Origin of the sequence: Streptomyces sp. NPDC018610, from assembly GCF_044391765.1 — a bacterium.
Lineage (GTDB): Bacteria > Actinomycetota > Actinomycetes > Streptomycetales > Streptomycetaceae > Streptomyces.
Genome location: NZ_JBISAL010000005.1, coordinates 345,257 through 371,819 on the forward strand (window position 1 = coordinate 345,257; position 26,563 = coordinate 371,819).

Sequence of the window (26,563 nt, forward strand, 5' to 3'; positions counted from 1 at the left end):
CGACCTGGGTTCCACCCCGGCGACCGGACCTGAAGGACCGAGACAAGCGCAGGTCAGATGCGGTGAGCCGCGAAAAAGAGGGAGAGCCGATGTCAGCAGCCGAGGGTCCGCTCGTCGTCGGTGTGGACTCGTCCACCCAGTCCACCAAGGTGCTCGTCGTCGACGCGGCCACCGGCCGGGTCGTGGCGAGCGGTCAGGCGCCGCACACGGTCTCCGGCGGGGCCGGCCGCGAGAGCAACCCGCGCCAGTGGTGGGACGCGCTGCACGCGGCGCTGCACCAGTGCGGCGAGGCGGCGCACGAGGCCGCCGCGGTGTCGGTCGCCGGCCAGCAGCACGGCCTGGTCGCGCTGGACGCCCGGGGCGAGCCGGTACGGCCCGCCCTGCTGTGGAACGACGTGCGGTCAGCCCCGCAGGCCCGTCGTCTGGTGGAGGAGCTGGGCGGCGCGAAGGAGTGGGCGCAGCGCACGGGCAGCGTGCCGGGCGCCTCCTTCACGGTCGCGAAGTGGGCCTGGCTCGCCGAGAACGAGCCGGAGGCCGCACGGTCCGCGGCGGCGGTGCGCCTGCCGCACGACTACCTCACCGAGCGTCTGACCGGCCAGGGAACCACCGACCGCGGTGACGCCTCGGGAACGGGCTGGTGGTCGTCGCGGACGGAGGCGTACGACGAGGAGATCCTCGCCCGTGTCGGCCTGGACCCGGCGCTGCTGCCGCGCGTGGTGCGGCCCGGCGAGGTGGCGGGAACCGTCCGTGACGTCCACGACCTGCCCTTCGCCAAGGGCACCCTGGTCGCGCCCGGCACCGGCGACAACGCCGCCGCCGCCCTCGGCCTCGGGCTGCGCCCCGGCACCCCGGTCCTCAGCCTCGGCACGTCCGGCACGGTGTACGCGGTCTCCGAGCACCGCCCCGCGGATCCGTCGGGCACCGTGGCGGGCTTCGCCGACGCGCGCGGCGACTGGCTGCCGTTGGCCTGCACCCTGAACTGCACGCTCGCCGTCGACCGGATCGCCGCCCTGCTCGGCCGGGACCGGGAGGCCGTGGAGCCGGGCACCGTGACCCTGCTCCCCTACCTGGACGGTGAGCGCACCCCGAACCTCCCCGCCGCCTCCGGGCTGCTGCACGGGCTGCGCCACGACACGACCGCGGGCCAGCTGCTGCAGGCGGCCTACGACGGCGCCGTCCACTCGCTGCTCGGCGCGCTCGATCTGGTCCTGGACCAGGACGCCGACCGCACCGCTCCCCTGCTGCTGATCGGCGGCGGCGCCCGCGGCACGGCCTGGCAGCAGACGGTCCGGAGGCTGTCGGGCCGGCCGGTGCAGGTGCCGCAGGCCGCGGAACTGGTCGCGCTGGGCGCCGCGGCGCAGGCGGCGGGCCTGCTGACCGGCGAGGACCCCGCCGCGGTCGCCCGCCGCTGGAAGACGGCCGACGGTCCGGTGCTGGAGGCCGTGGAGCGGGACGAGGCGACGCTGGCCAGGATCTCCGGGGTACTCTCCGACGCGGCCCCGCTGCTGGAGCGGGGGGCGGAGACCCGCTGACGGACCCGGCGGGCATCCGCTGACGGACCCGGCCGGCGGGCCCCCGCCGGCCGGACACCGACCGAGGACGACGGAGGCATGAGCGCACCGCTGCACGAACCCCACCCGGCCGCACCGAGGCGGGCGCTGCCCGACACCCAGCGGGGCATGCGCCGCCGCAACCTGGCCCGGGTCATGCACACCGTCAGCGCCGAAGGGCCCCTGTCGCGAGCGGCGGTCGCCTCGCGCATCGGACTGACCCGTGCGGCGGTCTCGACCCTCGTCGACGAGCTCATCCGCTCGGGACTGCTGGAGGAGCTGGGGCCCGAGCGGCCGGGCAGGGTGGGCCGTCCCGGCTCGGCGCTCGCCGTCAGCGGACGCGGCCCGGCCGGGGTCGGGGCCGAGGTCGGCGTCGATCATCTGGCGGCCTGCGTGGTCGACCTGCGGGGCGAGGTGCGGGCGCGCGCCGTGCGGCACGGCACGAACCGGGGCCGCTCCCCCGGGCCGGTGGCCGAGGACCTCGCGGCGCTGATATCCCAGGTCGTCACGGAGGCGGAGGGGCAGGGCCTGTGGCCGGCGGGGCTCGCCGTCGCCGTGCCGGGCCTGATCGCACGGGACGGCCGTACGGTCGTCCGGGCGCCCAACCTCGACTGGCACGACACCGACCTCGGCGCCCTGCTCCCCCGCGAGTTCAGCCCGGTCGTGGACAACGAGGCGAACTTCGGGGCCCTCGCGGAGCTCTGGCTCGGCGAGAGCACTCCGCCCGACTTCCTGCATGTGTCGGCGGAGATCGGCATCGGCGCCGCCGTGGTGGTCGACGGGAGGCTGCTGCGCGGCACGCGTGGCTTCGCCGGCGAGCTCGGGCACGTGCCGGTCGAACCGGAAGGACCCGCCTGCCCGTGCGGCGGGCGCGGCTGCCTGGAGCAGTACGCGGGCGAGGAGGCCGTGCTGCGGGCGGCCGGGCTGGAGGCGGACGAGGGCCGGGTCGGTCTGCTCGCCGCCCGCGCCGCCGAGGGCGACGAGGACGTACGGCGGGCCCTGCGCGGCGCCGGTACGGCCCTCGGGATCGCCCTGACCGGTGCGGTCAACCTGCTCGACCCCGAAGCCGTCGTGCTGGGCGGCGCGCTGGCCGAACTCGCGCCCTGGCTCCTGCCCGCCCTGGAGGCGGAACTGGCCCGCCGCACCGCCGGGCCGTCCTGTCCGGTGTCCGTGTCCCGGCTGGGGCCCGAGGGCCCGCTGCTCGGCGCCGCGCACGCGGTCGTACGGGCCGTCCTCGACGACCCGGCGGCGGTGGCCGAACGGGCCTGATCTCAGGCCCGCTTCACCTGTTCGAGTGGCGGAGTTGTCCACAATCCGGCGCGTGTCCACGGAACCTCGCCGCGCTCTTCTGCCCAAGTCGTGAGCGCCGTACCGTGATTCACGCGAGCCGCTGCCCCGGGCCCGGGTCGGCGGCACGTGTCGCACGGACGGCCACGGCGCCGTGGCCGTCCGTGCGACACCCGCCACACGCCCGCGGCCGGGCTCCGCGAGGAGCGGCCGACCGTGCGCGACACTCGCCGCACCGCCCGACGTCCCCGCACAGAAGAGCACCCTCCACGAGACAGGCAGAAGAACTTCCCCCACGAGAAAGGTCATCGCCCATGGACCGGGCCGGACCTCCGCCCAGCAGACGGCGCGTCATCAAGGGCGCCGCCGCCCTCGCCGCCGTCCCCTACGCGTTACTCCCCGCCGCCCGGGCGAGTGCCCGGACGCAGGCCGTCGACTATCCGCCCGCCGAGTGGCAGCCGGCCAGTCCCTCCAACTACACGGCGTCCAACCGGCCCAGCAGCTACTCCCTCGACCGAGTGATCATCCACGTCACGCAGGAGACGTACGCCGACACGCTGGCCATCTTCCAGAACTCGCAGAAGAAGGTGTCCGCGCACTACCTCGTCCGGTCCGCCGACGGACACATCGCGCAGTGCGTCCGTGAGCCGGACATCGCCTGGCACGCGGGGAACTGGGACTACAACACACGCAGCATCGGCATCGAGCACGAGGGCTGGGTGGACAGGCCCGCCTACTTCACCAACGCCATGTACGCGCAGTCGGCCCAGCTCACCGCGGCGATCTGCGACCGGTACGGGATCCCCAAGGACCGCGCCCACATCATCGGGCACTACGAGGTGCCGGGCACGGACCACACCGATCCCGGACCGAACTGGGACTGGGTCCGCTACATAAGGATGGTCAACTTCTCCTGAGCGCGGCAGGGCCCGCCCGGGCGGGATCCCTGGAGGGCGCCGAGCACGGGGCCGGCCGGCCTCCGCGACCCGGGGAGCAGGAGACCATCGAAGGCGTCGGGACCGCTTCCGCGTGACGGGTTCCTGGGCTGCGGGGCCCACGCGCCGGCGGCTCGGGTCCCGCGACGCCCCCGCCGTCCGAGGCGGCGGGGCTCCGCGTCCGTACGGCTCGATGGCGGACCCGTGCTCCGCAGGGCCGCGCACGGCCCTGTGAGAGTGGGGGCCCCGGACGGCCGGACGCGGGTCCGGCCGTCCGCGCCGACGGCCGGGCGTGCCCGGTGCTGCGCGTGCGTCGCACCTGCGGGTGGAGGACGCTGGAATCGCGCCCTCCGGCCGCGAGCCGCACCGGGCGCACCTGCTCGCGGCCCGAAGGAGGTACCAGTGGCGCACGGCGAACCGGGCCGGCCCATGGACGAGACATCGGCCGCCATGCTGCAGGCACTGTTCACCACCTCTCCCGTCGGCCTCCATCTGCTGGATCCGGACCTGCGGGTGGTGCGGCTGAACACCGCGACGCCCGCCATGCGGGGGACGCCCCCGGACGATCTGATCGGGCGGCCGGTCCGCGACGTCTACCACATGGTCGAGAACAACGAGGCGGAGATCCTGCTCAAGGACGTGCTGGAGTCCGGTGACCCGCTGTGGGAACACATCGTCCGCGCACAGATCAAGGGGAAGGAGGCGCCGGAGGAGCGCTACTTCGAGGTCACCGCACTGCGTCTGGAGGGCCGCGACGGGAAGGTGCTCGGTCTGGGGGTCACCGTCATAGACGTCACCGAAAGGGAACGGGCACGCTCGCGCGCCAAGGTGCTCGACGCCGTGCGGCGGCAGGTGGGCCGGACGCTGGATCCGGTGGTGACCGGTGAGGAGCTGGTCTCCGCGCTGGTTCCGGAGTTCGCCGACATCGCCGTCGTCGAGGTGGTGGACTCGGTGATCCGGGGCGACGAGCCGCCGCCGGCGCCGCTGCCGCCGGGGACGCCGCTGATGCGCACCGCCTTCCGCAGCGGCCAGGCGCACCCGCCGCAGGCCCTCCCGGTGGGAGAGGTGCGCCGGCTGCCGGGGCCCACGCCCTTCACGCAGGCCCTGACCGATCTGCGGCCCCGCGTGGTCCCGCTGAGGCCGGGCGCACCATGGATGCCGGTGGATCCGGCGCGCACGGAGGCGATCCACTCCTCCACTTCCCACACCATGCTGGTGGTGCCGCTGGCGCTGCGCGACACGGTGCTGGGTCTGGTCAGTCTGTACCGCGCGGGGCAGTCGCCGCCGTTCGACGCGGGCGACCGGCAGCTCGCGGTCGAGCTGGCCGCCCACACGGCCCTGGGCATCGACAACGCCCGCCGGTTCATCCGCGAGCACACCGTCGCCGCCACGGTCCAGCGTCAGCTGCTGCCCCGCAGGCCCGAGACGCACGCATGGCTGGAGACCTCCTACCTGTCGGTCACCGGCGCCGATCCGGGCGCCTGGTACGACTCCATCGCCCTGTCCGGGGCGCGCACGGCGCTCGTGGTCGGGAACGTCTCCGGGCGGGGCCTGCACGCGGCGGCCACCATGGGCCAGCTGCGTACCGTCGTACGGTCCCTGGCGGCGTTCGACCTCGCGCCGGACGAGTTGCTGGCGCGGCTGCACGACACGGCGATCGAGCTGGCCTTCGAGCGGGCGAACCTGCCGTTGGGCGACCCGCTGCGCCGGGAGGCACTCACCGCGAACTGCGTGTACGCCGTGCACGACCCGCTGGCCGGCACCTGCCTCATGGCGGCGGCCGGCCGGCTGGCCCCGGTCGTGGTCCGTCCCGACCGTACGATCACCGTTCCCGACACCCCGGCCGGTCCGTGCCTGGGCGCGACGGAGGACGCGCCGTTCGCGACGGCCGAGTTCGAGGTACCGGCCGGCAGTGTGCTGGTGTTCACCAGTGATCCGCTGGTCACCGACTACCTGGCCGAGTCCTCACCGCAGTTGCGGGCGGCGGCGGACTACGCGGAACGGCCGTTGCGGGACCTGTGCGACAGCGTGGTCTACTCGCTCCCTGAGGGACTGGGCGCGGGCGACGCCGCGGTGATCATCGCGCGCACCCGTGCCTTCCCGGGGTCCGCCTTCACCACCTGGCACCTCGGCTCCGACCCGGCCTCGGTGGCCACCGCGCGTCACCGCACCCGCGGGCAGCTCGACGCCTGGGGCGTGGACGACGAGACGTCCTTCAACGCCCAGCTCATCGTCAGCGAGCTGGTCACCAACGCCATCCGGTACGGGACCCCGCCGATCACGGTCCGGCTGATCCATGACCGCACCCTGACCTGCGAGGTCCACGACGCCGGTCCGGCCGCGCCGCATCTGCGCCACGCGCACGTCGCCGACGAGGGCGGCCGCGGTCTGTTCCTCACCGCCCAGTTGGCCCGGACGTGGGGCGTGCGGTACGGGACCACGGGCAAGACCGTCTGGACCGAGCAGTCGCTCCCGGACGGCCGCTGAGACCGCCGACGCCCGGCCCGCCGGGACGGTGTGCCACGCCCCCTGTCCGGCCGGCTCCGTCCTCTCCGGCCCGCCCTCCGCCGGGTCTCTTCGCTACGGGTCTCTTCGCTACGCTGACCGGGCCCGTCGCTCGTGCCAGACCCGATCGACCACCGGAGCAGCCCGATGCACGTCCGCCGTGTCGTACCCAACGTCTCCTCGCAGGCGTTCGAGGAGAGCGCGCGCTTCTATGGTCTGCTGGGCTTCGAGGAGGTCATGAACCACGGCTGGATCATGACGCTCGCCCCGGCCTCGAACCCCGCCGCGCAGATCAGCTTCATGGGCGAGGACCGGACGGCCCCCGTCGCGCCGGACATGAGCATCGAGGTCGACGACGTGGACGCCGCCTACGCGGCGCTGCGGGAACGCGGCGCGGAGATCGTTCATCCGCTCACCGACGAGGAGTGGGGCGTGCGCCGCTTCTTCGTGCGGGACCCCAACGGCCGGGTGGTCAACGTCCTCGGCCACCGCTGACGCCGGGGAGGGGCACCCCGACCGACGAGGGTCAGGGCCGCAGACTGCCGACGATCTGCGCGGTGGCCATGAGGCCCTCGTGAATGGTGGGCGCCATGCTGGAGTTGGCCAGGAAGAACCCGAGCATGCCGCAGACCAGGGCGTGAGAGAACTTCAGCGCGCAGTTGCGCACGAAGATGATCGCCAGGATCGAGAGCAGCAGCACCACAGAGATGGAAATGGCCATCGTCAACCTCCTCCGCCACGCCCACTTCGCGGCTTTCGGCGGCAAGTGTGGCGTAGCGGAGGGTTCGTCCGGGCGGCTGACGTGTCCGCCGAACGTGTGGTTCTGTGCTCGGCGGTCCGGCTCCCCCGGCCCCGGTGTGCCCGCCCCGGGTGGGCCGGGCGCGCCGGGGCCGGTGCGTCAGGGGGCCTGAAGGTCGACGAGGCCGGCCAGCGCCTCGCGGTGGGCGCCCGCCGTGCCGTAGGCGATGGAGTCGGCCTTGGCCCGCTTCAGGCAGAGATGGACCGGGTGTTCCCAGGTCATGCCGATGCCGCCGTGCAGCTGCAGCGCCTCCTCGGCGGCGTGGACGGCGACCGGGGCCGCGTAGGCCTGCGCCACCGCGCCGGCCACGTCGGCGTCCTCGTCGCGCGCGAGCGCGTCCGCCGCGTTGCGGGCGGCGGCACGGAGGTTGACGACCTCCAGCCACAGCTGGGCGAGCCGGTGCTTGAGGGCCTGGAAGCCGCCGACGGGCCGGTTGAACTGCTTGCGCTCTTTCAGGTAGCGCACGGTCTCCGTCAACGCCCAGTCGGCGAGCCCGAGTTGTTCGGAGGCGAGCAGGGCGGCCCCGGCGCGCAGTGCCCGGCGCACGGCGGGGGCGGCATCGCCGAGGCGGCGGCCCGGAGCGCCGTCGAGGACCACGCGCCCCACCGGGCGCGTCAGGTCCAGCGACACCTGCGCGACGACGGTCGCGTCGGAGGCGGCGACGGCGTACAGACCGCCGTCGTCGGCCGGTACGAGCAGCACGTCAGCGACCACCGCGTCGGCGACGGCGGGCAGTTCCCCGTGCAGCGCGCCGTCCACCACTCGGGCGGCCGGGAAGGGCGCGCCCGGCGCGGTGTGCAGACCGACGGCGAGCGCCCCGATCGAGGTGGCCGCCGCCAGCTCGGCGAGCAGGTCTTCGGCGCCGCACTCCAGCAGGGCCTCGGTGGCCACGACGGCGCTCGTGAGGTAGGGCACGGGCGCGACCGCGCGGCCCAGTTCCTCCAGGACGACCGCGGCCTCACGGTGTGTGGCCCCCTGGCCGCCCAGTTCCTCGGGCACCAGCAGACCGGCCAGGCCCATGCCGCCGGCGAGCGTCTTCCACAGCGGCACGTCGTGCGGGGCGTCCGTCTCCGCCCGCGCGATCACCTCCGCCGCGGGACAGTGGTCGGTGAGCAGGTCCCGGACGGCGGCGCGCAGCGCCTCTTCCTCCTCGGAGTAGAGAAGATCGGTCATCGGGCGAGGTCCTTCCAGGCGACGTCCTTGTCGGTGCGCGGCTCGGCGGGCAGGCCCAGGACGCGCTCGGCGACGATGTTCAGCAGGACCTCGCTGGTCCCGCCCTCGATGCTGTTGCCCTTGGAACGCAGGTAGCGGTAACCGGCGTCGCGGCCGGTGAAGTCGACCAGTTCGGGGCGGCGCATGGTCCAGTCGTCGTACAACAGGCCCTCCTCGCCGCGCAGTTCGACCTCCAGGCCACTGATCTCCTGGTTGAGGCGGGCGAAGGCGAGTTTCATGCCGGAGCCCTCGTAACCGGGCTGGCCGGCGACGAGCTGCTGGCGCAGGCGCTCGGCGGTCAGGCGGGAGACCTCGGCCTCGACCCATAGCTTCAGCAGTCGCTGGTGCAGATCGTGGGTGCGCAGCTCCGGGCGTTCGCGCCAGGTCTTCGCCACCGGGCCGATCATGCCGCCCTCCCGGGGCAGCCGCATGCCGCCGATGGAGACCCGCTCGTTCATCAGCGTGGTCTGGGCGACCCGCCAGCCCTCTCCGATCCCGCCCAGGCGGCGGGAGTCGGGGATGCGGACGCCGGTCAGGAAGACCTCGTTGAACTCGGCCTCGCCGGTGATCTGGCGCAGCGGCCGGACCTCGACGCCGGGGTCGGTCATGTCGCACAGGAAGTAGGTGATGCCCTGGTGCTTGGGCAGGTCGGGGTCGGTGCGCGCGATGAGGATGGCCCAGCGGGCGAGATGCGCGCTGGAGGTCCACACCTTCTGCCCGTCGACGACCCAGTCGTCGCCGTCGCGGACGGCGCGGGTGCCGAGGGCGGCCAGGTCGGACCCGGCGCCGGGCTCGCTGAACAGCTGGCACCACACCTCCTGACCGGTCCACAGGGGCCGCAGGAAGCGCCGCTTCTGTTCGTCGGTGCCGTAGCGCAGGATGGTCGGGGCGGCCATGCCCAGGCCGATGCCGATGCGGCGCGGGTCGTTGTCGGGGGCGCCCGCCGCCTCCAGTTCGGCGTCCACGACGGCCTGCAGCGAGCGCGGGACGCCGAGGCCGCCGAGGCCCTCGGGGTAGTGCACCCAGGCGAGTCCGGCGTCGAAACGGGCGGTGAGGAAGTCGAGGCGGTCGGTGCTCCCGGGCGGGTGGGCGGCGAGCAACTCGCGGGTACGGCGACGCAGTTCGGCCGCGTCGAGGTGGCTGTCGGTCATGCGGCGGCTCCGTTCTCCGACGTGGGCAGCACGGCGACGCGGCCGGTGGTGACACCGTCGGCGACCCGCTGCACGGCGCTCGCGGCGCCGTCCAGCGGCACCCGCTCGCTCACCAGCGGCTTGATCGCGCCCCGGGCGGCCAGCTCGGTGAGCTGTTCGTGGCAGTGCTGGACCAGCTCGGGGTTCTTGGTGTTGTACAGGCCCCAGTGCAGGCCGAGGATCGCGTAGTTCTTCACCAGCGCGTGGTTCAGCGCCGGGCTCGGGATGGTGCCGCTGGCGAAGCCCACGACCACGATCCGGCCCTCGAAGGCGACGGTCTTGGCGGACTGGGCGTAGGCAGGGCCGCCGACCGGGTCGTAGATCACGTCGGCGCCCCGTCCGCCGGTGGCCTCCTTGACGGCGGCGACGACGTCCTCGCTCCGCCGGTCGATCACCACGTCGCAGCCGAGTTCCCGGGCCACGGCGACCTTGTCCGGACCGCCGGCGACGCCGATGACGGTGGCCCCGGCCGCCTTGCCCAGCTGGACGGCCGCGCTGCCGACGCCGCCCGCGGCGGCGTGGACCAGCAGCGTCTCGCCCGCCTCCAGGCGCGCCCTGCGGTGCAGGCCGAACCAGCCCGTCTGGTAGCCGATGTGCAGGGCCGCCGCCTCGGCGTCGTCCAGGGCCTCGGGCGCGGGCAGCAGGGCCGCGGCGTCGGCGACGGCGTACTCGGCGAGACCGCCGTGGGGCAGCGCCGGGTTGGCGATCACCCGGCGCCCGTCCTCGGTCTCGCCGCAGATCTCCACGCCCGGGGTGAAGGGCAGCGGCGGCCGGACCTGGTACTGCCCCCGGCACAGCAGGGCGTCCGGGAAGTTGATGTTGGCGGCACGCACCTTCAGCAGGACCTGGCCGTCGCCGGGCGCGGGTCGCTCGGTCTCCTCCAGCCGCATCACCTCGCTCGGCTCGCCGTTCTCGTGCACTCGCCATGCCTGCATGCGCCGCCTCCACGGGTGACTGCTTCGTCGGACCGGGTCGATCGCATACTAAGCGGTCGCTTGCCGATCGGGGAACCCGCGATCCGGTCGAGCCGGCGAGTCGGCCCTCGCCCTGCCCGATCACGGCCGTCGAACCGCGGCGGTGGGCGTCGGCGCGAACCGCGGCCGTGGGCGTCGGCGCGAACCCATGGCCGCCGGCCCGGACCGGGGGCGGCCGGTCGGCGGTGGCGGCCGCCCCGCGCTCAGTCGCCCTCGTCGCGTCGCGTGGGCCGCGCCTTCACGTGCATCCGCTCACCCTGCGGCCCGAACAGGCTCAGGAACTCCACCGGCCCCTCCCCCGTCGACCCGAACCAGTGCGGCACGCGCGTGTCGAACTCCGCCGCCTCGCCCGCCGTGAGCAGCACGTCGTGCTCGCCCAGCACCAGCCGCAGCTTGCCGGACAGGACGTACAGCCACTCGTAGCCCTCGTGGGTCCGCGGGTCCGGGTCGAGCCTGCGCCGCGGTTCGAGGACCTTGTACGCCTGCAGCCCGCCCGGCTGGCGGGTGAGCGGCCAGTGGGTGCGCCCGCCGCGCACGATCGGCTTCCTGGCCCGCACCCGGGGGTCGCCGACCGGCGGCGCGCCGACCAGTTCGTCGAGCGGGACCTGATGGGCCTGAGCGATCGGCAGCAGCAGTTCGAGGCTGGGCTTGCGCAGGCCCGACTCCAGCCGCGAGAGGGTGGAGACGGAGATGCCGGTCGTCTCGGACAGGGCGGCCAGGGTCACCTCGCGCTCCTTGCGGATCCGCCGCAGCCTCGGCCCCACACCCGCCAGTACATCGTCGGTGGTCATACCGCCATTGCAGATTCGGCAAAGGAGTTTGTCAATCCGGCAGGTGGTGGGCGACCTTCGGGCCCGGAGGTGGTCACCATGACCGAACGCTACGAAGTGGTCGTCGTCGGAGGCGGCGCGGCCGGTCTGTCCGCCGCGCTGGTCCTCGGCCGGGCCCGGCGCCGCACCCTGGTCGTCGACGCGGGCGAGCCGCGCAACGCCCCCGCGGCACATCTGCAGGGATTCCTGTCCCGGGACGGCATGCCGCCGGCCGAGCTGCTGGCCGTCGGCCGCGAGGAGATCGCGCGGTACGGGGTCGAGCTGGTCCCGGACCGGGCGGTGGACGCCGTCCGGGACGCCGGCGGGGAGTTCGACGTGACCCTGGCGGGCGGGCGCACGGTGCACGCCCGGCACCTGGTCGTCGCGACCGGGCTGAAGGACGAGCTCCCGGAGGTCGCGGGGCTCGCCGGACGGTTCGGCCGGGACGTGCTGCACTGCCCGTACTGCCACGGCTGGGAGGTGCGCGACCAGGCCTTCGGCGTGCTCGCCACGACAGCGCTGAGCGTGCACCAGGCGCTGATGGTGACCCAGTGGTCCAAGGACGTGACCCTGTTCCTGCACGAGGTCGCCGAGGCGGACCTGTCCGACGACGACCTGCGCAGGCTGGCCGCGGCGGGCGTCGCCGTGGTGCCGGGGAGGGTGGCGGAGGTGACGGTCGAGGCCGACCGGCTGACCGGCGTCCGGCTCGCGGACGGGAGCGCCCATGCCCGCCAGGCGCTGTTCGTCGCCCCGCGCGCGGCGCCCCGCAACGACCTCCTGCGGCGGCTGGGCGCGGAGCTGCGCGAGACGCCGTTCGGCGCGTATCCCGTGATCGACGAGCGCGGTCTGACCAGCGTCCCCGGGCTGTGGGCGGCCGGCAACGCGAGCGGCTTCGCCGAGCAGGTGATCAACGCGGCGAGCCGGGGATATCGGGCCGGCGCGGCGATCAACGGGGAACTGCTGTTCGCCGACCTCGACGCGGCGGTGGCGGCGGGAAGCGGAACCGGCGGAGCGGCGGTGGCGGCGGGAAGCGGAACCGGCGGAGCGGCGGTGGCGGCGGGAAGCGGAACCGGCGGAGCGTAGCCGCCCGCGCCGGGCGCGCCTTCGAGCAGCCACGATGCGAGTACGCCGGACCGCGGTGCACCGGCCGCGTTCCCGCCCTTGCACGGGCCCGCACGTGGCCCGTGCAAGGGCCACGTGCGGGCCGCGCACGCCGGACGCGCACCGCCGTGGCGCCGGACCGTGCACGGCCGGGTGCCGGGGCCGTGCACAAGCCGGAGGCCGTGCAGGGGCCGCGTGCCGGACCCGCCGGGCGCGCTCCACCGCCGGACGGGCCGCGCGGGCGGACGCGTCGCCGGCGCCCGGGTGTGGAGCGCCGGGCTCCGGTGCACCATGACTGCATGCTGCTTGCCCGGCTGGCCCAGGTGTCACGGGAGGTCGCGGCCACCTCGGCGCGGTCCCGGAAGACCGCCCTGCTCGCGGAGTTGTTCCGGGAGGCGGAGGCGGACGACGTGCCGATCGTCATCCCGTATCTGGCGGGGCGGCTCCCGCAGGGGCGGCTCGGCGTCGGCTGGAAGGTGCTCGGGAACCGGGTCGCACCGGCCGCCGGGCCGTCCCTCACGGTGGCCGAGGTGGACGCCCGGCTCAGCGAGCTGGGCGAGGTTTCAGGGCCCGGATCCCAGGGCGAACGCTCCCGCATCGTGGGCGAGTTGATGGGCGCGGCCACCGAGGACGAGCAGCGGTTCCTGCTGGGGCTGCTCACCGGCGAGGTCCGGCAGGGCGCGCTGGACGCCGTCGCCGTGGAGGGGCTGGCCGCGGCGACGGGCGCGCCGCCGGCGGACGTGCGCCGGGCGGTGATGCTGGCCGGGTCACTGCAGCCGGTGGCGCGGGCCCTGCTCGCGGACGGTCCGGGAGCCCTGGAAGGGTTCCGGCTCACCGTGGGCCGCCCGGTGCTGCCGATGCTCGCGCACAGCGCCTCGTCCGTCGCCGAGGCGGTGGAGAAGCTGGGCGGGTGCGCCGTGGAGGAGAAGCTCGACGGCATCCGCGTCCAGGTGCACCGCGACGGGGACAGCGTCCGGATCCACACCCGCACCCTGGACGACATCACCGACCGCCTGCCCGAGGTGACCGCGGCGGCCCTGGGGCTGCCCGGCGAGCGGTTCGTCCTGGACGGCGAGGTGATCTCCTTCGGCGAGGACGGCCGGCCGCGCTCCTTCCAGGAGACCGCCGGGCGCGTCGGCTCCCGGCTGGACGTGGCGACGGCGGCCGCGGCGGTCCCCGTCTCCCCGGTCTTCTTCGACGCGCTGTCGGTCGGCGACCGCGACCTGCTGGACCTGCCGTTCACCGAGCGGCACGCCGAACTGGCCCGGCTGGTCCCGGAGCCCATGCGGGTCAGGCGGACCCTGGTCGCCGGGCCGCAGGACGTCCGGCGGGCCGAGGACTTCCTCACCGAGACCCTGGGGCGCGGCCACGAGGGCGTGGTCGTCAAGGCCCTCGACGCCCCATACAGCGCGGGTCGGCGCGGCGCGTCCTGGCTGAAGGTCAAGCCCGTGCACACCCTCGACCTGGTGGTCCTGGCCGCCGAGTGGGGCCACGGCCGCCGCACCGGCAGGCTGTCCAACCTGCACCTGGGGGCCCGCACCGTCGACGGCGGCTTCGCGATGCTCGGCAAGACCTTCAAGGGCATGACCGACGCCCTGCTGGCCTGGCAGACCGAGCGGCTGCGGGAGCTGGCCGTCGAGGAGCGGACCTGGGGTGTGACCGTGCGCCCGGAGCTGGTCGTCGAGATCGCCTACGACGGCCTGCAGCGCTCCACGCGCTACCCCGCGGGCGTCACCCTCCGTTTCGCCCGGGTCGTGCGCTACCGGGAGGACAAGCGCCCCGAGGAGGCGGACACCGTGGAGACGCTGCTCGCGGCACACCCGGAGGTACGGCCGTGACGGACCGGCGGGACGACCGGGACCACAGGGGTCAGCGAGACCAGAGACGCCGGCAGGACCAGAGGGGTCAGCGAGACCAGGGGCCCGAGCAGGACCAAGGGGGCGAGCAGGATCAGAAGGGCGGACGGGACCGGGAGACCGAGCGGGCCCCGGCGAGCCGGCCGGGCCGGAGGGTCCCGGAGGAACGGGACGGCGAGGGGGCCGGGACGGGCCGGCGTGACCGGCGGGACCAGCGGGGCCGGCGCAGTGCCGGACTGCTGTTGTTCCGGCGCACCGGCGACGGCCTCGAGGTCCTGCTCGGGCACATGGGCGGCCCGCTGTGGGCCCGGCGTGACGCGGGCGCCTGGACCGTGCCCAAGGGCGAGTACACGCCCGAGGAGCCCGCCTGGGAGGCCGCCCGGCGCGAGTTCCAGGAGGAGCTGGGGCTGCCGCCGCCCGACGGGGAGGCGGTGCCGCTCGGCGAGGTCCGGCAGGCCAACGGCAAGGTCGTGATCGCCTGGGCGGTGGAGGGCGACCTCGACCCGGCGGCGGTGACTCCGGGCACGTTCCGGATGCAGTGGCCGCCGCGGTCCGGACGGACGGCCGAGTTCCCGGAGCTGGACCGTGTCCAGTGGCTCGGCCTCGACCGGGCGCGCGAGGTGATCGTCACGGCACAGGCCGCGTTTCTGGACCGACTGGCTGAGCACTCGCGCTGAGGAGGGCCCACGCGTTGCGGCCGGCACCGCGGCGCGCGAAGGTCGAGACACAGCCCGCTCCCAGGGAGGTCAGTCATGTCCATCGCCACGGTGAACCCGGCCAGCGGCGAGACGCTCAAGACGTACGAGGCCATGGACGAGGAGGAGATCGAGCGCCGGCTCCAGCTCGCCGAGGCCACCTTCCGCACGTACCGCACGACCACCTTCGCCGAGCGGGCCCGCATGCTGACCCGGGCCGCCGACCTGCTGGACGAGGAGCAGGAGGAGATCGGCCGGGTCATGACCACGGAGATGGGCAAGCCGGTCAAGCAGGCCCGCGCCGAGGCCGCCAAGTGCGCCAAGGCGATGCGCTGGTACGCCGAGCACGCCGAGGGGCTCCTCGCCGACGAGGAGCCCGCCGAGTCCGACGTGAAGGACTCCGGCGCCTCCCGGGCCCTCGTGCGGTACCGGCCGCTCGGCCCGGTGCTCGCGGTGATGCCGTGGAACTTCCCGCTGTGGCAGGTGGTCCGCTTCGCCGCGCCCGCGCTGATGGCGGGCAACGTCGGCCTCCTCAAGCACGCCTCCAACGTGCCGCAGACCGCCCTGTACCTGGAGGACCTCTTCCACCGGGCGGGCTTCACCGAGGGCTGCTTCCAGACCCTGCTGATCGGCTCCGGAGCGGTCGACGACATCCTGCGCGACGAGCGGGTCAAGGCGGCCACGCTGACCGGCAGCGAGCCGGCCGGGCGGGCGGTGGCCTCCACCGCCGGCGAGATGATCAAGAAGACGGTGCTGGAGCTGGGCGGCAGCGACCCCTTCGTCGTGATGCCGTCGGCCGACGTGGAGCGGGCCGCCGACGTCGCGGTGACGGCGCGGGTGCAGAACAACGGGCAGTCGTGCATCGCGGCCAAGCGGTTCATCGTGCACACGGACGTCTATGACGCCTTCGCCGAGCGCTTCGTGGCCGGCATGAGGGCGCTGAAGGTGGGTGATCCGATGCGGGAGGAGACCGAGGTCGGTCCGCTCTCCAGCGAGCGGGGCCGGGCGGACCTGGAGGAACTGGTCGACGACGCCCGGCGGGGCGGGGCCGACGTGCTGTGCGGTGGCGAACGGCCCGACGGGCCCGGCTGGTACTACCCGCCGACCGTGCTGGCCGGCATCACCCGGGAGATGCGCATCCACCGCGAGGAGGCCTTCGGCCCGGTCGCCACGCTCTACCGCGCCGCCGATCTGGACGAGGCGATCCTGATCGCCAACGACTCGCTCTTCGGGCTGAGTTCGAATGTGTGGACACGCGACGAGAACGAGGTCGACCGGTTCGTGCGCGATCTGGAGGCGGGCGGCGTCTACGTCAACGGAATGACCGCCTCGCACCCGGCGCTGCCGTTCGGCGGGGTGAAGCGCTCGGGGTACGGGCGTGAGCTGTCCGGGCACGGAATCCGCGAGTTCTGCAACATCACCACGGTATGGCACGGAGCGTGAGGCTTCCGCGGCTACGATCGCCTTTGTGAACCGCGAAGTGACTCTCCCTCTGATCGTCGACGACCGCGGTACCCTGCAGGTGGCCGCGGCCGATGTGAGCAAGCTGCTGCGGACGGTGGGCGGCCGGTGGCTGCGCCTGGTGGAGACCGGGCAGGAGGGCCTCGACGAGGACACGGTGGCCGCCCTCACCATCGAACTGGCCAAGCTGGCCGACCGGATCGACGTGGCCTGCATCGCGCACAGCAGCGGCACGACGCCCTGACACCCGCGGCGCCGGCGGTCCCGACGAGCGCGGGCCCATCGCCTCGCCGCTGTCCCGCCCGCCTCTGTCCCGCGCCCGCCTCCGTCCTGCGCGCGCCCGCCTCGCCGCTGTCCGGCGCCCGCCCCCCGCGGGTGTGCGCGGCGCTCGGCCGGCCGGGGCCCGCCGCCCGCGCCGCGTGATCCGCCGTACCGGTCCGCCGCCGCGCGGCGGCCGCCCCGGACCGCGGGGCCGGGCGCTCCGCCCCGGGCCCGGCTCGTACCGCGAACCGTTCGGCGCCGATCCCCCGCGTCCCGGACCGGATCCGCCCGGTCCAAGTCCGGCGGACGGCCGGTACGACGCCCCCGGCCCTGCCGCCCTCGCGCTGCGGCGACCGCGGGACGCCGCTCCCTCGTCCCCTGCCGCCCTCGACGGCCGGCCGAAGAACCCGTCGTTCTCCGGCCGGCCCCCGGCGCGCGGAGCCGACGGCGGCCGTTCGGCCGCGCGCCCGGGCCGGCGCGGCGAGCGGGGCCCGGCTCGCCGTGCATCGGCCCCCGGCCGGTCGGGCCGATCGGCCGACGCGCGCGGAGCGACCCGGACAACGCCTGTGACCAGCGGTTCTCCTGCCCTTGGAAGCCTGGCGCCGTCCGCTCGCGCGGCGTCGCCGGGCCCCTTCGCGCCCCAGTCGCCGTCCCCGGATTGGAGTAGTCCGGCGAGAGATCGTCGCTCTCCCGGGCGATCGTGGGTGGACCACCCTTGTGGGTGCACAACCCTCTGACCGGGGGGCTACCGGCCTTCCGGAAGGCGAAAGCAGGCACGGCTCATGGCGACTTTGTGCAGACCTTCGGTGTCCGTTCCAGAGCACGTCATCACGATGGAGGAAACGCTCGACCTCGCGCGTTCCCACCACGCGGACCACCCGCAACTCCCGCTGGCCCTCCGGCTGATCGAGAACACCGGTGTGCGTACCCGGCACATCGTGCAGCCCATCGAAGAGACCCTGAAGCACCCGGGCTTCGAGGCCCGCAACAAGCTCTACGAGCAGGAGGCGAAGGCCCGCGTCCCCGCGGTCATCCAGCGGGCGCTCGACGACGCCGAGCTCCTCACCACCGACATCGACGTCATCATCTACGTCTCGTGCACGGGCTTCATGATGCCCTCGCTCACGGCGTGGCTGATCAACGAGATGGCGTTCGACTCCACCACCCGTCAGATACCCATAGCCCAGCTGGGCTGCGCGGCCGGCGGAGCGGCGATCAACCGGGCCCACGACTTCTGCACGGCCTACCCGGACGCCAACGCGCTCATCGTGGCCTGCGAGTTCTGCTCGCTGTGCTACCAGCCCACCGACCTCGGCGTCGGCTCGCTCCTGTCCAACGGCCTGTTCGGCGACGGCATCGCCGCCGCCGTGGTGCGCGGCACCGGCGGCACCGGCGTCCGGCTGGAGCGCAACGGCTCCTACCTGATCCCCAAGACCGAGGACTGGATCGCGTACGACGTCCGCGAGACGGGCTTCCACTTCCTGCTGGACAAGCGGGTGCCCACCACCATGGAGCCGCTCGCCCCGGCCCTGCAGGACCTCGCCGGGATGCACGAGTGGGACGCGTCCGACCTGGACTTCTACGTCATCCACGCGGGCGGCCCGCGCATCCTGGACGACCTCAGCAAGTTCCTGAAGGTCGAGCCGCACGCGTTCCGGTTCAGCCGGTCCACGCTCACCGAGTACGGCAACATCGCCAGCGCCGTCGTCCTGGACGCGCTGCGCCGGCTCTTCGACGAGGGCGCCCCCGAGGACGGGGCGCGCGGGCTGCTCGCCGGGTTCGGGCCCGGCATCACCGCGGAGATGTCCCTGGGCAGCTGGCAGAACGGGGGCCCGGCATGAGCGAGAGGACGCTCACCGCGACCATGCCCCCGGTGCGGCACTGGCCCGCGCGCGACCTGACCGGCGTCGACTTCGACCCGGTGCTGGCCGAGCTGATGGAGGAGGGCCCGGTCACCCGCATCGAGCTGCCCAACGGCGAGGGCTGGGCGTGGTTGGTGACCCGCATGGACGACGTGCGGCTGGTCACCAACGACCCCCGGTTCGGCCGCGAGGCGGTCATGGACCAGCAGGTCACCCGGCTGGCTCCGCACTTCATCCCGAGCCGGGGCGCGGTCGGCTTCCTGGACCCGCCCGACCACACCCGGCTGCGCCGCTCGGTCGCCCCCGCCTTCACGGCGCGGGGGGTCGAGCGGGTGCGGGAGAGCTCCCGGCGGATGCTGGAGGAGATGGTCGCCGAACTCGTCGCGGCCGGGCCGCCCGCCGATCTCACCAGCGCGGTGCTCAGCCCGTTCCCGATCGCGGTGATCTGCGAGCTGATGGGCGTGCCCGCCGCCGACCGGCACGGCATGCACACCTGGACGCAGCTGATCCTGTCCTCCGCGCACGGCGCCGACGTCAGCGAGCAGGCCAAGGAGGAGATGGGCGCGTACTTCACGGAGCTCATCGACGCGCGGGCGGACAGCTCCGGGGAGGACGTCGCCTCGCTGCTCGGCGCCGCCGTCGGGCGCCGGGAGATCACCCTGGAGGAGGCCGTGGGTCTCGCGGTGCTGCTCCAGATCGGCGGCGAGGCGGTCACCAACAACAGCGGGCAGATGTTCTACATCCTGCTGACCCGCCCCGAGCTGGCCGACCGGCTGCGCTCGGACCCGGCGATCCGCCCGCAGGCGATCGACGAGCTGCTGCGCTACATCCCGCACCGCAACGCGGTCGGGCTGTCCCGGATCGCGCTGGAGGACGTGGACATCAAGGGGGTGCGGATCCGGGCGGGCGACGCGGTCTACGTGTCGTATCTGGCCGCCAACCGCGACCCCGAGGTCTTCGCGGCCCCGGAGGAGATCGACGTCACGCGCAGCCCGAACCCGCACGTGGCCTTCGGCTTCGGCCCGCACTACTGTCCGGGCGGCCAGCTGGCCCGGATGGAGTCGGAGCTGCTGGTCGACGTGCTCCTCGACCGGCTGCCGGGGCTGCGGCTCTCGGTGCCGCCGGGTCAGGTGCCGTTCAGGAAGGGCGCGTTGATCCGAGGGCCCGAGGCCCTGCCCGTGACCTGGTGAGGTGCCCATGACGACCATCGAGCCACCGATCACCGCGATCGAGGTACCCCCGGCCACCGCCGCCGACGGGCTGCTCGTGCCACCGGGGCACGGCCGGGTCGTCGAGACGGCCGCACAGCGCGTGACGTACAAGGTGACCGGCTCGCACTCGCGCAGCGCCTCCACCTTCGAGGTGGAGGTCCCGCCGGGGTTCGACGTCGGCGCCCATGTGCACACGCGCAGCGAGGAGTTGTTCTACGTGCTCGAGGGCGAACTGGACGTGCTCGCCTTCGAGCCCCGGATCCGGACCCCGGACAACTGGCAGAAGTGGGAGTCCAGCTCCGGCCGGCGCGTGGTGCGGGCCACTCCGGGCACGGTCATCGTCGTGCCCCCGGGCTGCCCGCACGCGTTCGCCAATCCGACGGAGGCGCCGGCGAAGATGTTCTTCCAGGCCTCCCCGCCCCCGGACCACGAGCGGTACTTCGACGAGCTGCTGGAGATCCTCGGCAGCGGCGGCCCGCCGGACCTGGAGGCGATCGAGGCGCTGCGCAAGCGGTACGACATCGAGCAGCTGACGCCGCTCAGGCACCGCTGACGCCCGGCCGGCGGTACGACCGAGCGCCCCGCCCGTCTCACGACGGGCGGGGCGCGCACCTGTGCCGAGCCCGTGCCCGGACAGCCGGCGGTCCCGCACTCCGCTAGCGGATCGGCAGGCCCGAGATGGTGCGGGCGATCACCAGCCGCTGGATCTCGCTCGTGCCCTCGAAAATGGTGTAAATCGCTGCATCCCGGTGCATCCGCTCCACCGGGTACTCGCGGGTGTAGCCGTTGCCGCCCAGGATCTGGATCGCCTGCCCGGTGACCTTCTTCGCGGTCTCGCTGGCGAACAGCTTGGACATGGAACCCTCGGCGGCGGTGAACGGCTTGCCGTTGATGGCCATCCAGGAGGCCCGCCACACCATCAGGCGCGCCGCGTCGACGGACGTGGCCATGTCGGCGAGCTGGAAGGCGACGCCCTGGTTGTCGATGATCGGGCGGCCGAACTGCTCGCGGGTCTTCGCGTAGTCGAGGGCGACCTCGTAGGCGGCGCGGGCGGTGCCCACGGCCATGGCGCCGACCGCGGGGCGGGACGCCTCGAAGGTGGCCATAGCCGCGTTCTTGACGCGCTCGCCGCCCTTCCTGGCCTTCTCCCGGGCACGGGCGAGGCGCTCGTCCAGCTTCGCCTTGCCGCCGAGCAGGCAGGAGCCGGGGACGCGCACGTTGTCGAGGATCACCTCGGCGGTGTGCGAGGCGCGGATGCCGTGCTTCTTGAACTTCTGGCCCTGGGAACAGCCCGGGGTGTTCGGCGGGACGATGAAGGAGGCGTGGCCCTTGGAGCCCAGCTCCGGGTCGACGGAGGCGACGACGACGTGGACGTTGGCGATGCCGCCGTTGGTCGCCCAGGTCTTGGTGCCGTTGATCACCCACTCGTCCTTGGCCTCGTCGTAGACCGCGCGGGTACGCATGGAGGCCACGTCGGAGCCGGCGTCGGGCTCGGAGGAGCAGAAGGCGGCGACCTTGACGTCGGTGGCGTCGCCGTACATCTGCGGGATCCAGGTGCCGATCTGCTCCTCGGTGCCGTTGGCGAGGACGCCGACGGCGGCCAGGCCGGTGCCGACGATCGACAGGGCGATGCCGGCGTCACCCCAGAACAGCTCCTCCATGGCCATGGGGATGCCGAGACCGGTGGGGTCGAAGTACTGCTGGGCGTAGAAGTCCAGGGAGTAGATGCCGACCTTGGCGGCCTCCTGGATGACCGGCCAGGGAGTCTCCTCACGCTCGTCCCATTCGGCGGCCGCGGGCCGGATGACGTCGGCGGCGAAGCCGTGCAGCCAGTCCCGGACCTCCTTCTGTTCGTCGTTGAGCTCCATGGTGAACTCGGCCATGTCCCCTCCAGCGGCGCACAGGCTTGTTACTTGCGGTAACCGTACTGTGTTACCGACCAGTAGGAAAAGTCAAGTCGCCTGGTCCCCTCGGTAGCCCGTTCGAGGTCCGGGGCCCGGTCAGTGTTAGTTTGCGCAGGCGTCACCGAATCAGCACGGGTGGGGAGAGCTCATGGACACCACGCAGCGGACCGATCAGCAGCGGTCCGCCGACCGCCGACGGCGCGAGCTGCTGGAGGCCGCCGACCGGGTGGTGCTGCGCGACGGGCCACAGGCCTCGATGAACGCCATCGCCGCCGAGGCCGGGATCACCAAGCCGATCCTCTACCGCCACTTCGGCGACAAGGGCGGCCTGTACGCGGCCCTCGCCCAGCGGCACACCGACGCCCTGCTCGACTCTCTGCGGACCGCGCTGGACGCGCCCGCCGAGCGGCGCGAGCGGGTCGAGTCCACGCTGGACACCTATCTCGCCGCCATAGAGGCCCGGCCCCAGGTGTACCGGTTCCTGATGCACCCCGCGGAGGGCGGCCAGGGCGGCGACCAGGGCTTCGACGTCGGCAAACACTCCGCGCCGCTGCTGCGGCGCATGGGCGAGGAACTGGCCCAGGTCATCGAGGAGCGTCTCGACCTCGGCCCGGGCAGCCAGCAACTGGCCCGGGTCTGGGGCCACGGCATCGTCGGCATGATGCACGCGGCCGGGGACTGGTGGCTGGGCGAGCGCCCCTGCTCGCGCGCGGAACTGGTCCGCGGCCTCGCCGACCTCCTGTGGGGGCGCCTCGCGGCGGCCGGGGACAAGGTCGGCGGCCCCGGGTTCTAGGGCAGGTCCGGCGGATCGGCCGGACAGGCCCCGGGCGTGTCCGCCGGGTACCGTCCTCAGGACCCGACCGTCCTCAGGACCCGACCGTCCTCAGGACCCGACCGTCCTCAGCAGGGCCCGACCGCCCTCACCCTCCGGTCCGGCGGCCCCAGGGCGCCTTCGCCGCCTGCCGGAGCACCCTGCGCCGGCGCCATCCCGTCAGGCAGTCCGCGTACAGGCGGCCGTCCAGATGGTCGCACTCGTGCTGCAGGCACCGGGCGAAGAACCCGGTTCCCTCCACCGTGACCGGCTCCCCGGTGACGGTGAACCCCTCGACGACCGCGCGGTCGTGGCGTTCGACACCCGCCTCCAGGCCCGGCAGTGACAGACAGCCCTCCGGGCCGCGCAGGAGCAGGCCGTCGGCCACCACCAGCCGCGGGTTCACCAGGTGCCCCAGGTGGCGCACGTCCTCGTCGTCCGGGCAGTCGTAGACGAACACCCTGAGGTCCACGCCCACCTGGTTGGCGGCCAGCCCGACGCCCCGGGCGGCGTACATCGTCGCGAACAAGTCCTCCACGAGCCCGGCCAGTTCCGGACCGAAGCCGGTGACCTCGCGGCAGGGTGCGTGCAGGGCCGCGCCGCCGAGCAGGGTGAGGGGCCGCACGCGCCCGCGGACGCCGGGGATCGAGCCGTTTCGCATGGCGGCAAGGGTACGGTCCTGGTGAACGCGCGAAGGGCGCGCGGGCGCCGTGACCGTGCCGGGATTCGGGAGCGCGATCGGATCTCGATAGGCTGAGGTCCACACCACGTTGCCGGATGGCTCAGGCGCGGCGCGTACGCAAGGAGGATCGAGAACTGATGGCAGGCAACTCGGACCCGCTCACGCCGCGGGCCAAGCTGGCCGTGACCGCGGGCAAGGCGGTCGCGGCGGCATCGCGCGCCGCGGGGCGCGGCAGCGGTTCGGTGATCGGGGGCCGGGTGGCGCTCAAGCTCGATCCCGACCTGCTGGCCCGGCTCGCGCAGCACCTGGACGTCGTCCTGGTCTCGGCGACCAACGGCAAGACGACCACGACCCGGCTCATCGCGGAGGCGCTGCGGGCGGCCGGCCCGGTGGTCTCCAACGCGCTCGGGGCGAACATGCCGGCGGGCATCACCTCGGCGCTGGCGGGCGGCTCGGACGCGAAGTTCGCGGTGATAGAGGTCGACGAGAAGTATCTCGCGGGCGTGGCCCGCGACACCGACCCCAAGTGCATCGCGCTGCTCAACCTCTCCCGCGACCAGCTGGACCGGGCCGCCGAGACCCGGATGCTCGCGGAGAACTGGCGCGAGGGGCTCGCCGGGTCCAAGGCCGTGGTGGTCGCCAACTGCGACGACCCGCTGGTCGTGTGGGCCGCGTCGTCCTCCCCCAACGTGATGTGGGTGGCCGCCGGGCAGATGTGGAAGGACGACGCCTGGTCGTGCCCGTCGTGCGGCGGTGTGATGCAGCGCCCGGGCGACGACTGGTACTGCAACGAGTGCGGCTTCCGCCGGCCCACGCCCACCTGGGCGCTCTCCGGCGACCACGTGCTGGACCCGCACGGTTCGGCCTGGCCGATCCACCTCCAGCTGCCGGGCCGCGCCAACAAGGCCAACGCCGCCTCGTCCGCGGCCGTGGCAGCCGTCTTCGGGGTACCGCCGCAGGTCGCCCTGGAGCGGATGTACCAGGTGCAGGCGGTCGCCGGCCGCTACGACGTCGTCCAGTTCATGAACCGCGACCTGAGGCTGCTGCTGGCGAAGAACCCGGCCGGCTGGCTGGAGACGTTCTCGCTGATCGACCCGCCGCCGGCCCCGGTCATCCTCTCGGTCAACGCGCGCGGCGCGGACGGCACCGACACCTCCTGGCTGTGGGACGTCGACTACACCCGGCTGACCGGCCACCCCCTCTTCGTGATCGGTGACCGCAAGCTGGACCTCGCGGTGCGTCTCGAGGTCGCGAACCAGCACTTCCAGGTCTGCGAGAACCTCGACCAGGCGGTGCAGCAGGCCCCGCCCGGCCGGATCGAGGTCATCGCCAACTACACCGCGTTCCAGGACCTGCGCCGCCGCGTCGGCAACTGACCCCGAAGGACGATCACTTCATGAGCGACAACCAACTGCGGCTGGTGTGGATCTACCCGGACCTGCTCAGCACCTACGGCGACCAGGGCAACGCGCTCGTCGTGGAGCGGCGGGCCCGGCAGCGCGGTCTGGACGTGGCCCGGCTGGACGTGCGCAGCGACCAGCCGATCCCGACGTCCGGCGACATCTACCTGATCGGCGGCGGCGAGGACCGTCCGCAGCGGCTGGCGGCGGAGCGGCTGCGCCGCGACGGGCACCTGTACCAGGCCGTGCAGAACGGCGCGATCGTGTTCTCGGTCTGCGCCGGCTACCAGATCCTCGGTCACGAGTTCGTCAACGACCTCGGCCAGCGCGAGCCGGGCCTCGGCCTGCTCGACGTGGTGTCGGTGCGCGGCGAGGGCGAGCGGTGCGTCGGCGACGTGCTGGGCGACATCGACCCGCGCCTCGGGCTGCCGCCGCTGACCGGGTTCGAGAACCACCAGGGCGTCACCCACCTCGGCCCCACCGCCCGTCCGCTCGCCCAGGTCCGCATCGGCCGGGGCAACGGCACGGGCGACGGCACCGAGGGCGCGTACAACGACACCGTCTTCGGCACGTACATGCACGGGCCCGTGCTGGCCCGCAACCCGCAGATCGCGGACCTGCTGCTGAAGCTGGCGCTGGACGTCAACGCGCTGCCGCCGATCGACGACCACTGGTACGAGGCGCTGCGCGGCGAGCGCATCGCGGCGGCGCAGCAGCCCGCCTAGGCGCTCGGCGGGGCGGCGGTCCGCGCGGAACGAAGCAGCAGGAAACGGTTCTTCTCCACCCCCGCCGCCCCGGGGTCCCGACCGTGCGCGCACCGGCCCGTCAGCATGTGGCAGCCAGCCCGTCTGACGGGCCTTCCGCACAGGTGAGCGGCCCCGTCCAGCAGGCGGACGCACGCTTCGGCGCTGCCCCCCGGTGCCGTTAGGGTGGCGGGGATCGAGCCGGACAGCGCGGTCCGGTCCCGTGCCCATGTGGAGAAGGTTGTTCGGGCTATGCGCATTGGTGTCCTCACGTCCGGCGGCGACTGCCCCGGCCTGAACGCCGTCATCCGGTCCGTCGTGCACCGTGCGGTCGCCGACCACGGCGACGAGGTCATCGGCTTCCGGGACGGCTGGAAGGGCCTCCTGGAGTGCGACTACCTCAAGCTCGACCTCGACGCGGTCGGCGGGATCCTCGCCCGCGGCGGCACCGTCCTCGGCTCCTCCCGGGTCCGTCCCGAGCACCTGCGCGACGGCGTGGAGCGGGCCAGGGGGCATGTGCGCGAGCTCGGGCTCGACGCGATCATCCCGATCGGCGGCGAGGGCACGCTGAAGGCGGCCCGGCTGCTGTCGGACAACGGCCTGCCCATCGTGGGCGTGCCGAAGACCATCGACAACGACATCGCCGTCACCGACGTCACCTTCGGCTTCGACACCGCCGTGACCGTCGCCACGGAGGCGCTGGACCGGCTGAAGACCACCGCCGAGTCGCACCAGCGGGTGCTGATCGTGGAGGTCATGGGCCGCCACACCGGCTGGATCGCGCTGCAGTCCGGCATGGCGGCCGGCGCCCACGCCGTGGTCGTGCCCGAACGCCCCTTCGACATCGAGGAGCTGGCGAAGAAGGTCGGCGAGCGCTTCCAGGCCGGCAAGCGGTTCGCGATCGTCGTCGCCGCGGAGGGCGCCAAGCCGCTGCCCGGCACCATGGACTTCGACGAGGGCGGCAAGGACGTCTACGGCCACGAGCGGTTCGCGGGCATCGCCCGGCAGCTCTCCATCGAACTGGAGGAGCGCCTGGGCAAGGAGGCCCGGCCGGTCATCCTCGGGCACGTCCAGCGCGGCGGCACCCCGACGGCGTACGACCGGGTGCTGGCGACCCGGTTCGGCTGGCACGCCGTGGAGGCCGTGCACCGCGGGGAGTTCGGCCGGATGACCGCGCTGCGCGGCACCGACATCGTGACGGTGTCGCTGGCCGAGGCCGTGGAGACCCTCAAGACGGTGCCCGCGGAGCGGTACGCCGAGGCGGAGTGTGTGCTGTAGGACACGTGCGGGTCCGATCCGCCCCCGGTCGCGAGCG

Annotated in this window: 22 protein-coding genes and 2 pseudogenes; 17 read left to right on the forward strand and 7 right to left on the reverse strand. The window is 73.7% G+C overall.

Annotation, left to right across the window (positions count from 1 at the left end):
* The first annotated feature begins 89 nt into the window (after nt 1-89).
* From xylB to ACH5A8_RS15715, 5 genes are all read left to right on the forward strand, one after another.
* Complete coding sequence (gene xylB, locus ACH5A8_RS15695) at nt 90-1,532, forward strand: xylulokinase (RefSeq protein ID WP_399002112.1); 1,443 nt, start codon at nt 90-92, stop codon at nt 1,530-1,532.
* 78 nt (nt 1,533-1,610) lie between these two features.
* A complete protein-coding gene (locus ACH5A8_RS15700; protein WP_399002114.1) occupies nt 1,611-2,819 on the forward strand; it encodes an ROK family protein in 1,209 nt (402 codons plus the stop codon).
* Between the two features lie 332 nt (nt 2,820-3,151).
* The gene (locus ACH5A8_RS15705; protein WP_399002116.1) at nt 3,152-3,754 is read left to right on the forward strand and encodes an N-acetylmuramoyl-L-alanine amidase; all 603 of its coding nucleotides are present in this window, start codon (nt 3,152-3,154) and stop codon (nt 3,752-3,754) included.
* Nucleotides 3,755-4,174: 420 nt separating this feature from the next.
* Nucleotides 4,175-6,259 (forward strand): SpoIIE family protein phosphatase, encoded by a 2,085-nt coding sequence (locus ACH5A8_RS15710; protein ID WP_399002118.1) that lies wholly within the window; start codon nt 4,175-4,177, stop codon nt 6,257-6,259.
* 165 nt (nt 6,260-6,424) lie between these two features.
* Entirely contained in the window at nt 6,425-6,772 is a 348-nt protein-coding gene (locus ACH5A8_RS15715) for a VOC family protein (protein WP_399002120.1), read from the forward strand.
* Nucleotides 6,773-6,803: 31 nt separating this feature from the next.
* Here ACH5A8_RS15715 and ACH5A8_RS15720 read toward each other — a convergent pair whose 3' ends face one another.
* The 5 genes from ACH5A8_RS15720 to ACH5A8_RS15740 all read right to left on the reverse strand — a co-directional run bounded on the left by ACH5A8_RS15720 (nt 6,804) and on the right by ACH5A8_RS15740 (nt 11,243).
* A complete protein-coding gene (locus tag ACH5A8_RS15720) occupies nt 6,804-6,998 on the reverse strand; it encodes a hypothetical protein (protein WP_399002122.1) in 195 nt (64 codons plus the stop codon).
* Between the two features lie 177 nt (nt 6,999-7,175).
* Nucleotides 7,176-8,249, reverse strand: coding sequence for an acyl-CoA dehydrogenase family protein (locus ACH5A8_RS15725; RefSeq protein ID WP_399002124.1), 1,074 nt, complete (start codon nt 8,247-8,249; stop codon nt 7,176-7,178).
* On the reverse strand, nt 8,246-9,439 hold the full coding sequence (locus ACH5A8_RS15730; RefSeq protein WP_399002126.1) for an acyl-CoA dehydrogenase family protein: 1,194 nt from the start codon (nt 9,437-9,439) through the stop codon (nt 8,246-8,248). Before ACH5A8_RS15730 ends, ACH5A8_RS15725 begins: the two co-directional genes overlap by 4 nt.
* Nucleotides 9,436-10,413, reverse strand: coding sequence for an NADPH:quinone oxidoreductase family protein (locus ACH5A8_RS15735; protein ID WP_399002128.1), 978 nt, complete (start codon nt 10,411-10,413; stop codon nt 9,436-9,438). Before ACH5A8_RS15735 ends, ACH5A8_RS15730 begins: the two co-directional genes overlap by 4 nt.
* A gap of 242 nt (nt 10,414-10,655) precedes the next feature.
* Complete coding sequence (locus ACH5A8_RS15740; RefSeq protein WP_399002130.1) at nt 10,656-11,243, reverse strand: helix-turn-helix domain-containing protein; 588 nt, start codon at nt 11,241-11,243, stop codon at nt 10,656-10,658.
* A 78-nt stretch (nt 11,244-11,321) separates the two neighbouring features.
* Between ACH5A8_RS15740 and ACH5A8_RS15745 the strand changes: the two genes are divergently transcribed.
* From ACH5A8_RS15745 to ACH5A8_RS15780, 8 genes and pseudogenes are all read left to right on the forward strand, one after another.
* Nucleotides 11,322-12,344, forward strand: a complete 1,023-nt coding sequence (locus ACH5A8_RS15745) for an NAD(P)/FAD-dependent oxidoreductase (RefSeq protein ID WP_399002132.1) — start codon at nt 11,322-11,324, stop codon at nt 12,342-12,344.
* 317 nt (nt 12,345-12,661) lie between these two features.
* A complete protein-coding gene (locus ACH5A8_RS15750; RefSeq protein ID WP_399002134.1) occupies nt 12,662-14,200 on the forward strand; it encodes an ATP-dependent DNA ligase in 1,539 nt (512 codons plus the stop codon).
* 239 nt (nt 14,201-14,439) lie between these two features.
* A pseudogene (locus ACH5A8_RS15755) lies at nt 14,440-14,895 on the forward strand (NUDIX domain-containing protein); the annotation flags it as partial.
* A gap of 75 nt (nt 14,896-14,970) precedes the next feature.
* Nucleotides 14,971-16,356 (forward strand): NADP-dependent succinic semialdehyde dehydrogenase, encoded by a 1,386-nt coding sequence (locus ACH5A8_RS15760; RefSeq protein ID WP_399002136.1) that lies wholly within the window; start codon nt 14,971-14,973, stop codon nt 16,354-16,356.
* Nucleotides 16,357-16,381: 25 nt separating this feature from the next.
* Nucleotides 16,382-16,618, forward strand: a complete 237-nt coding sequence (locus ACH5A8_RS15765) for a DUF6213 family protein (RefSeq protein ID WP_399002138.1) — start codon at nt 16,382-16,384, stop codon at nt 16,616-16,618.
* 790 nt (nt 16,619-17,408) lie between these two features.
* Nucleotides 17,409-18,476 (forward strand): annotated as a pseudogene (locus ACH5A8_RS15770) (type III polyketide synthase); the annotation flags it as partial.
* Nucleotides 18,473-19,687: a cytochrome P450 gene (locus ACH5A8_RS15775; protein ID WP_399002140.1), complete on the forward strand. Its 1,215-nt coding sequence runs from the start codon at nt 18,473-18,475 to the stop codon at nt 19,685-19,687. The pseudogene ACH5A8_RS15770 and the gene ACH5A8_RS15775, both read left to right, overlap by 4 nt.
* 7 nt (nt 19,688-19,694) lie before the next feature.
* Entirely contained in the window at nt 19,695-20,261 is a 567-nt protein-coding gene (locus tag ACH5A8_RS15780) for a cupin domain-containing protein (RefSeq protein ID WP_399002142.1), read from the forward strand.
* A 103-nt stretch (nt 20,262-20,364) separates the two neighbouring features.
* On the opposite strand, the gene ACH5A8_RS15785 is transcribed toward ACH5A8_RS15780, so the two are convergent.
* Entirely contained in the window at nt 20,365-21,591 is a 1,227-nt protein-coding gene (locus ACH5A8_RS15785; RefSeq protein ID WP_399002144.1) for an acyl-CoA dehydrogenase family protein, read from the reverse strand.
* Nucleotides 21,592-21,760: 169 nt separating this feature from the next.
* On the opposite strand from ACH5A8_RS15785, the gene ACH5A8_RS15790 reads away from it, so the two are divergent.
* Complete coding sequence (locus tag ACH5A8_RS15790) at nt 21,761-22,405, forward strand: TetR family transcriptional regulator (protein ID WP_399002146.1); 645 nt, start codon at nt 21,761-21,763, stop codon at nt 22,403-22,405.
* A gap of 127 nt (nt 22,406-22,532) precedes the next feature.
* Here the strand turns inward: ACH5A8_RS15790 and def are convergent, their stop codons facing one another.
* On the reverse strand, nt 22,533-23,084 hold the full coding sequence (gene def, locus ACH5A8_RS15795) for a peptide deformylase (protein ID WP_399002148.1): 552 nt from the start codon (nt 23,082-23,084) through the stop codon (nt 22,533-22,535).
* Between the two features lie 158 nt (nt 23,085-23,242).
* Between def and ACH5A8_RS15800 the strand changes: the two genes are divergently transcribed.
* The 3 genes from ACH5A8_RS15800 (at nt 23,243) to ACH5A8_RS15810 (ending at nt 26,526) form a co-directional block, all read left to right on the forward strand.
* Entirely contained in the window at nt 23,243-24,481 is a 1,239-nt protein-coding gene (locus ACH5A8_RS15800; RefSeq protein ID WP_399002150.1) for a MurT ligase domain-containing protein, read from the forward strand.
* Nucleotides 24,482-24,501: 20 nt separating this feature from the next.
* The gene (locus ACH5A8_RS15805; protein WP_399002152.1) at nt 24,502-25,230 is read left to right on the forward strand and encodes a type 1 glutamine amidotransferase; all 729 of its coding nucleotides are present in this window, start codon (nt 24,502-24,504) and stop codon (nt 25,228-25,230) included.
* Nucleotides 25,231-25,500: 270 nt separating this feature from the next.
* Nucleotides 25,501-26,526: a 6-phosphofructokinase gene (locus ACH5A8_RS15810; protein WP_399002154.1), complete on the forward strand. Its 1,026-nt coding sequence runs from the start codon at nt 25,501-25,503 to the stop codon at nt 26,524-26,526.
* Nucleotides 26,527-26,563: the final 37 nt, after the last annotated feature.

Bases quoted from the DNA above. Each gene is read 5' to 3' on its own strand.
- xylB (WP_399002112.1), top strand. From the start codon at position 90: ATGTCAGCAGCCGAGGGTCCGCTCGTCGTCGGTGTGGACTCGTCCACC.
- ACH5A8_RS15700 (WP_399002114.1), top strand. From the start codon at position 1,611: ATGAGCGCACCGCTGCACGAACCCCACCCGGCCGCACCGAGGCGGGCG.
- ACH5A8_RS15705 (WP_399002116.1), top strand. From the start codon at position 3,152: ATGGACCGGGCCGGACCTCCGCCCAGCAGACGGCGCGTCATCAAGGGC.
- ACH5A8_RS15715 (WP_399002120.1), top strand. From the start codon at position 6,425: ATGCACGTCCGCCGTGTCGTACCCAACGTCTCCTCGCAGGCGTTCGAG.
- ACH5A8_RS15720 (WP_399002122.1), bottom strand. From the start codon at position 6,998: ATGGCCATTTCCATCTCTGTGGTGCTGCTGCTCTCGATCCTGGCGATC.
- ACH5A8_RS15725 (WP_399002124.1), bottom strand. From the start codon at position 8,249: ATGACCGATCTTCTCTACTCCGAGGAGGAAGAGGCGCTGCGCGCCGCC.
- ACH5A8_RS15730 (WP_399002126.1), bottom strand. From the start codon at position 9,439: ATGACCGACAGCCACCTCGACGCGGCCGAACTGCGTCGCCGTACCCGC.
- ACH5A8_RS15735 (WP_399002128.1), bottom strand. From the start codon at position 10,413: ATGCAGGCATGGCGAGTGCACGAGAACGGCGAGCCGAGCGAGGTGATG.
- ACH5A8_RS15740 (WP_399002130.1), bottom strand. From the start codon at position 11,243: ATGACCACCGACGATGTACTGGCGGGTGTGGGGCCGAGGCTGCGGCGG.
- ACH5A8_RS15745 (WP_399002132.1), top strand. From the start codon at position 11,322: ATGACCGAACGCTACGAAGTGGTCGTCGTCGGAGGCGGCGCGGCCGGT.
- ACH5A8_RS15750 (WP_399002134.1), top strand. From the start codon at position 12,662: ATGCTGCTTGCCCGGCTGGCCCAGGTGTCACGGGAGGTCGCGGCCACC.
- ACH5A8_RS15760 (WP_399002136.1), top strand. From the start codon at position 14,971: ATGTCCATCGCCACGGTGAACCCGGCCAGCGGCGAGACGCTCAAGACG.
- ACH5A8_RS15775 (WP_399002140.1), top strand. From the start codon at position 18,473: ATGAGCGAGAGGACGCTCACCGCGACCATGCCCCCGGTGCGGCACTGG.
- ACH5A8_RS15780 (WP_399002142.1), top strand. From the start codon at position 19,695: ATGACGACCATCGAGCCACCGATCACCGCGATCGAGGTACCCCCGGCC.
- ACH5A8_RS15785 (WP_399002144.1), bottom strand. From the start codon at position 21,591: ATGGCCGAGTTCACCATGGAGCTCAACGACGAACAGAAGGAGGTCCGG.
- ACH5A8_RS15790 (WP_399002146.1), top strand. From the start codon at position 21,761: ATGGACACCACGCAGCGGACCGATCAGCAGCGGTCCGCCGACCGCCGA.
- def (WP_399002148.1), bottom strand. From the start codon at position 23,084: ATGCGAAACGGCTCGATCCCCGGCGTCCGCGGGCGCGTGCGGCCCCTC.
- ACH5A8_RS15800 (WP_399002150.1), top strand. From the start codon at position 23,243: ATGGCAGGCAACTCGGACCCGCTCACGCCGCGGGCCAAGCTGGCCGTG.
- ACH5A8_RS15805 (WP_399002152.1), top strand. From the start codon at position 24,502: ATGAGCGACAACCAACTGCGGCTGGTGTGGATCTACCCGGACCTGCTC.
- ACH5A8_RS15810 (WP_399002154.1), top strand. From the start codon at position 25,501: ATGCGCATTGGTGTCCTCACGTCCGGCGGCGACTGCCCCGGCCTGAAC.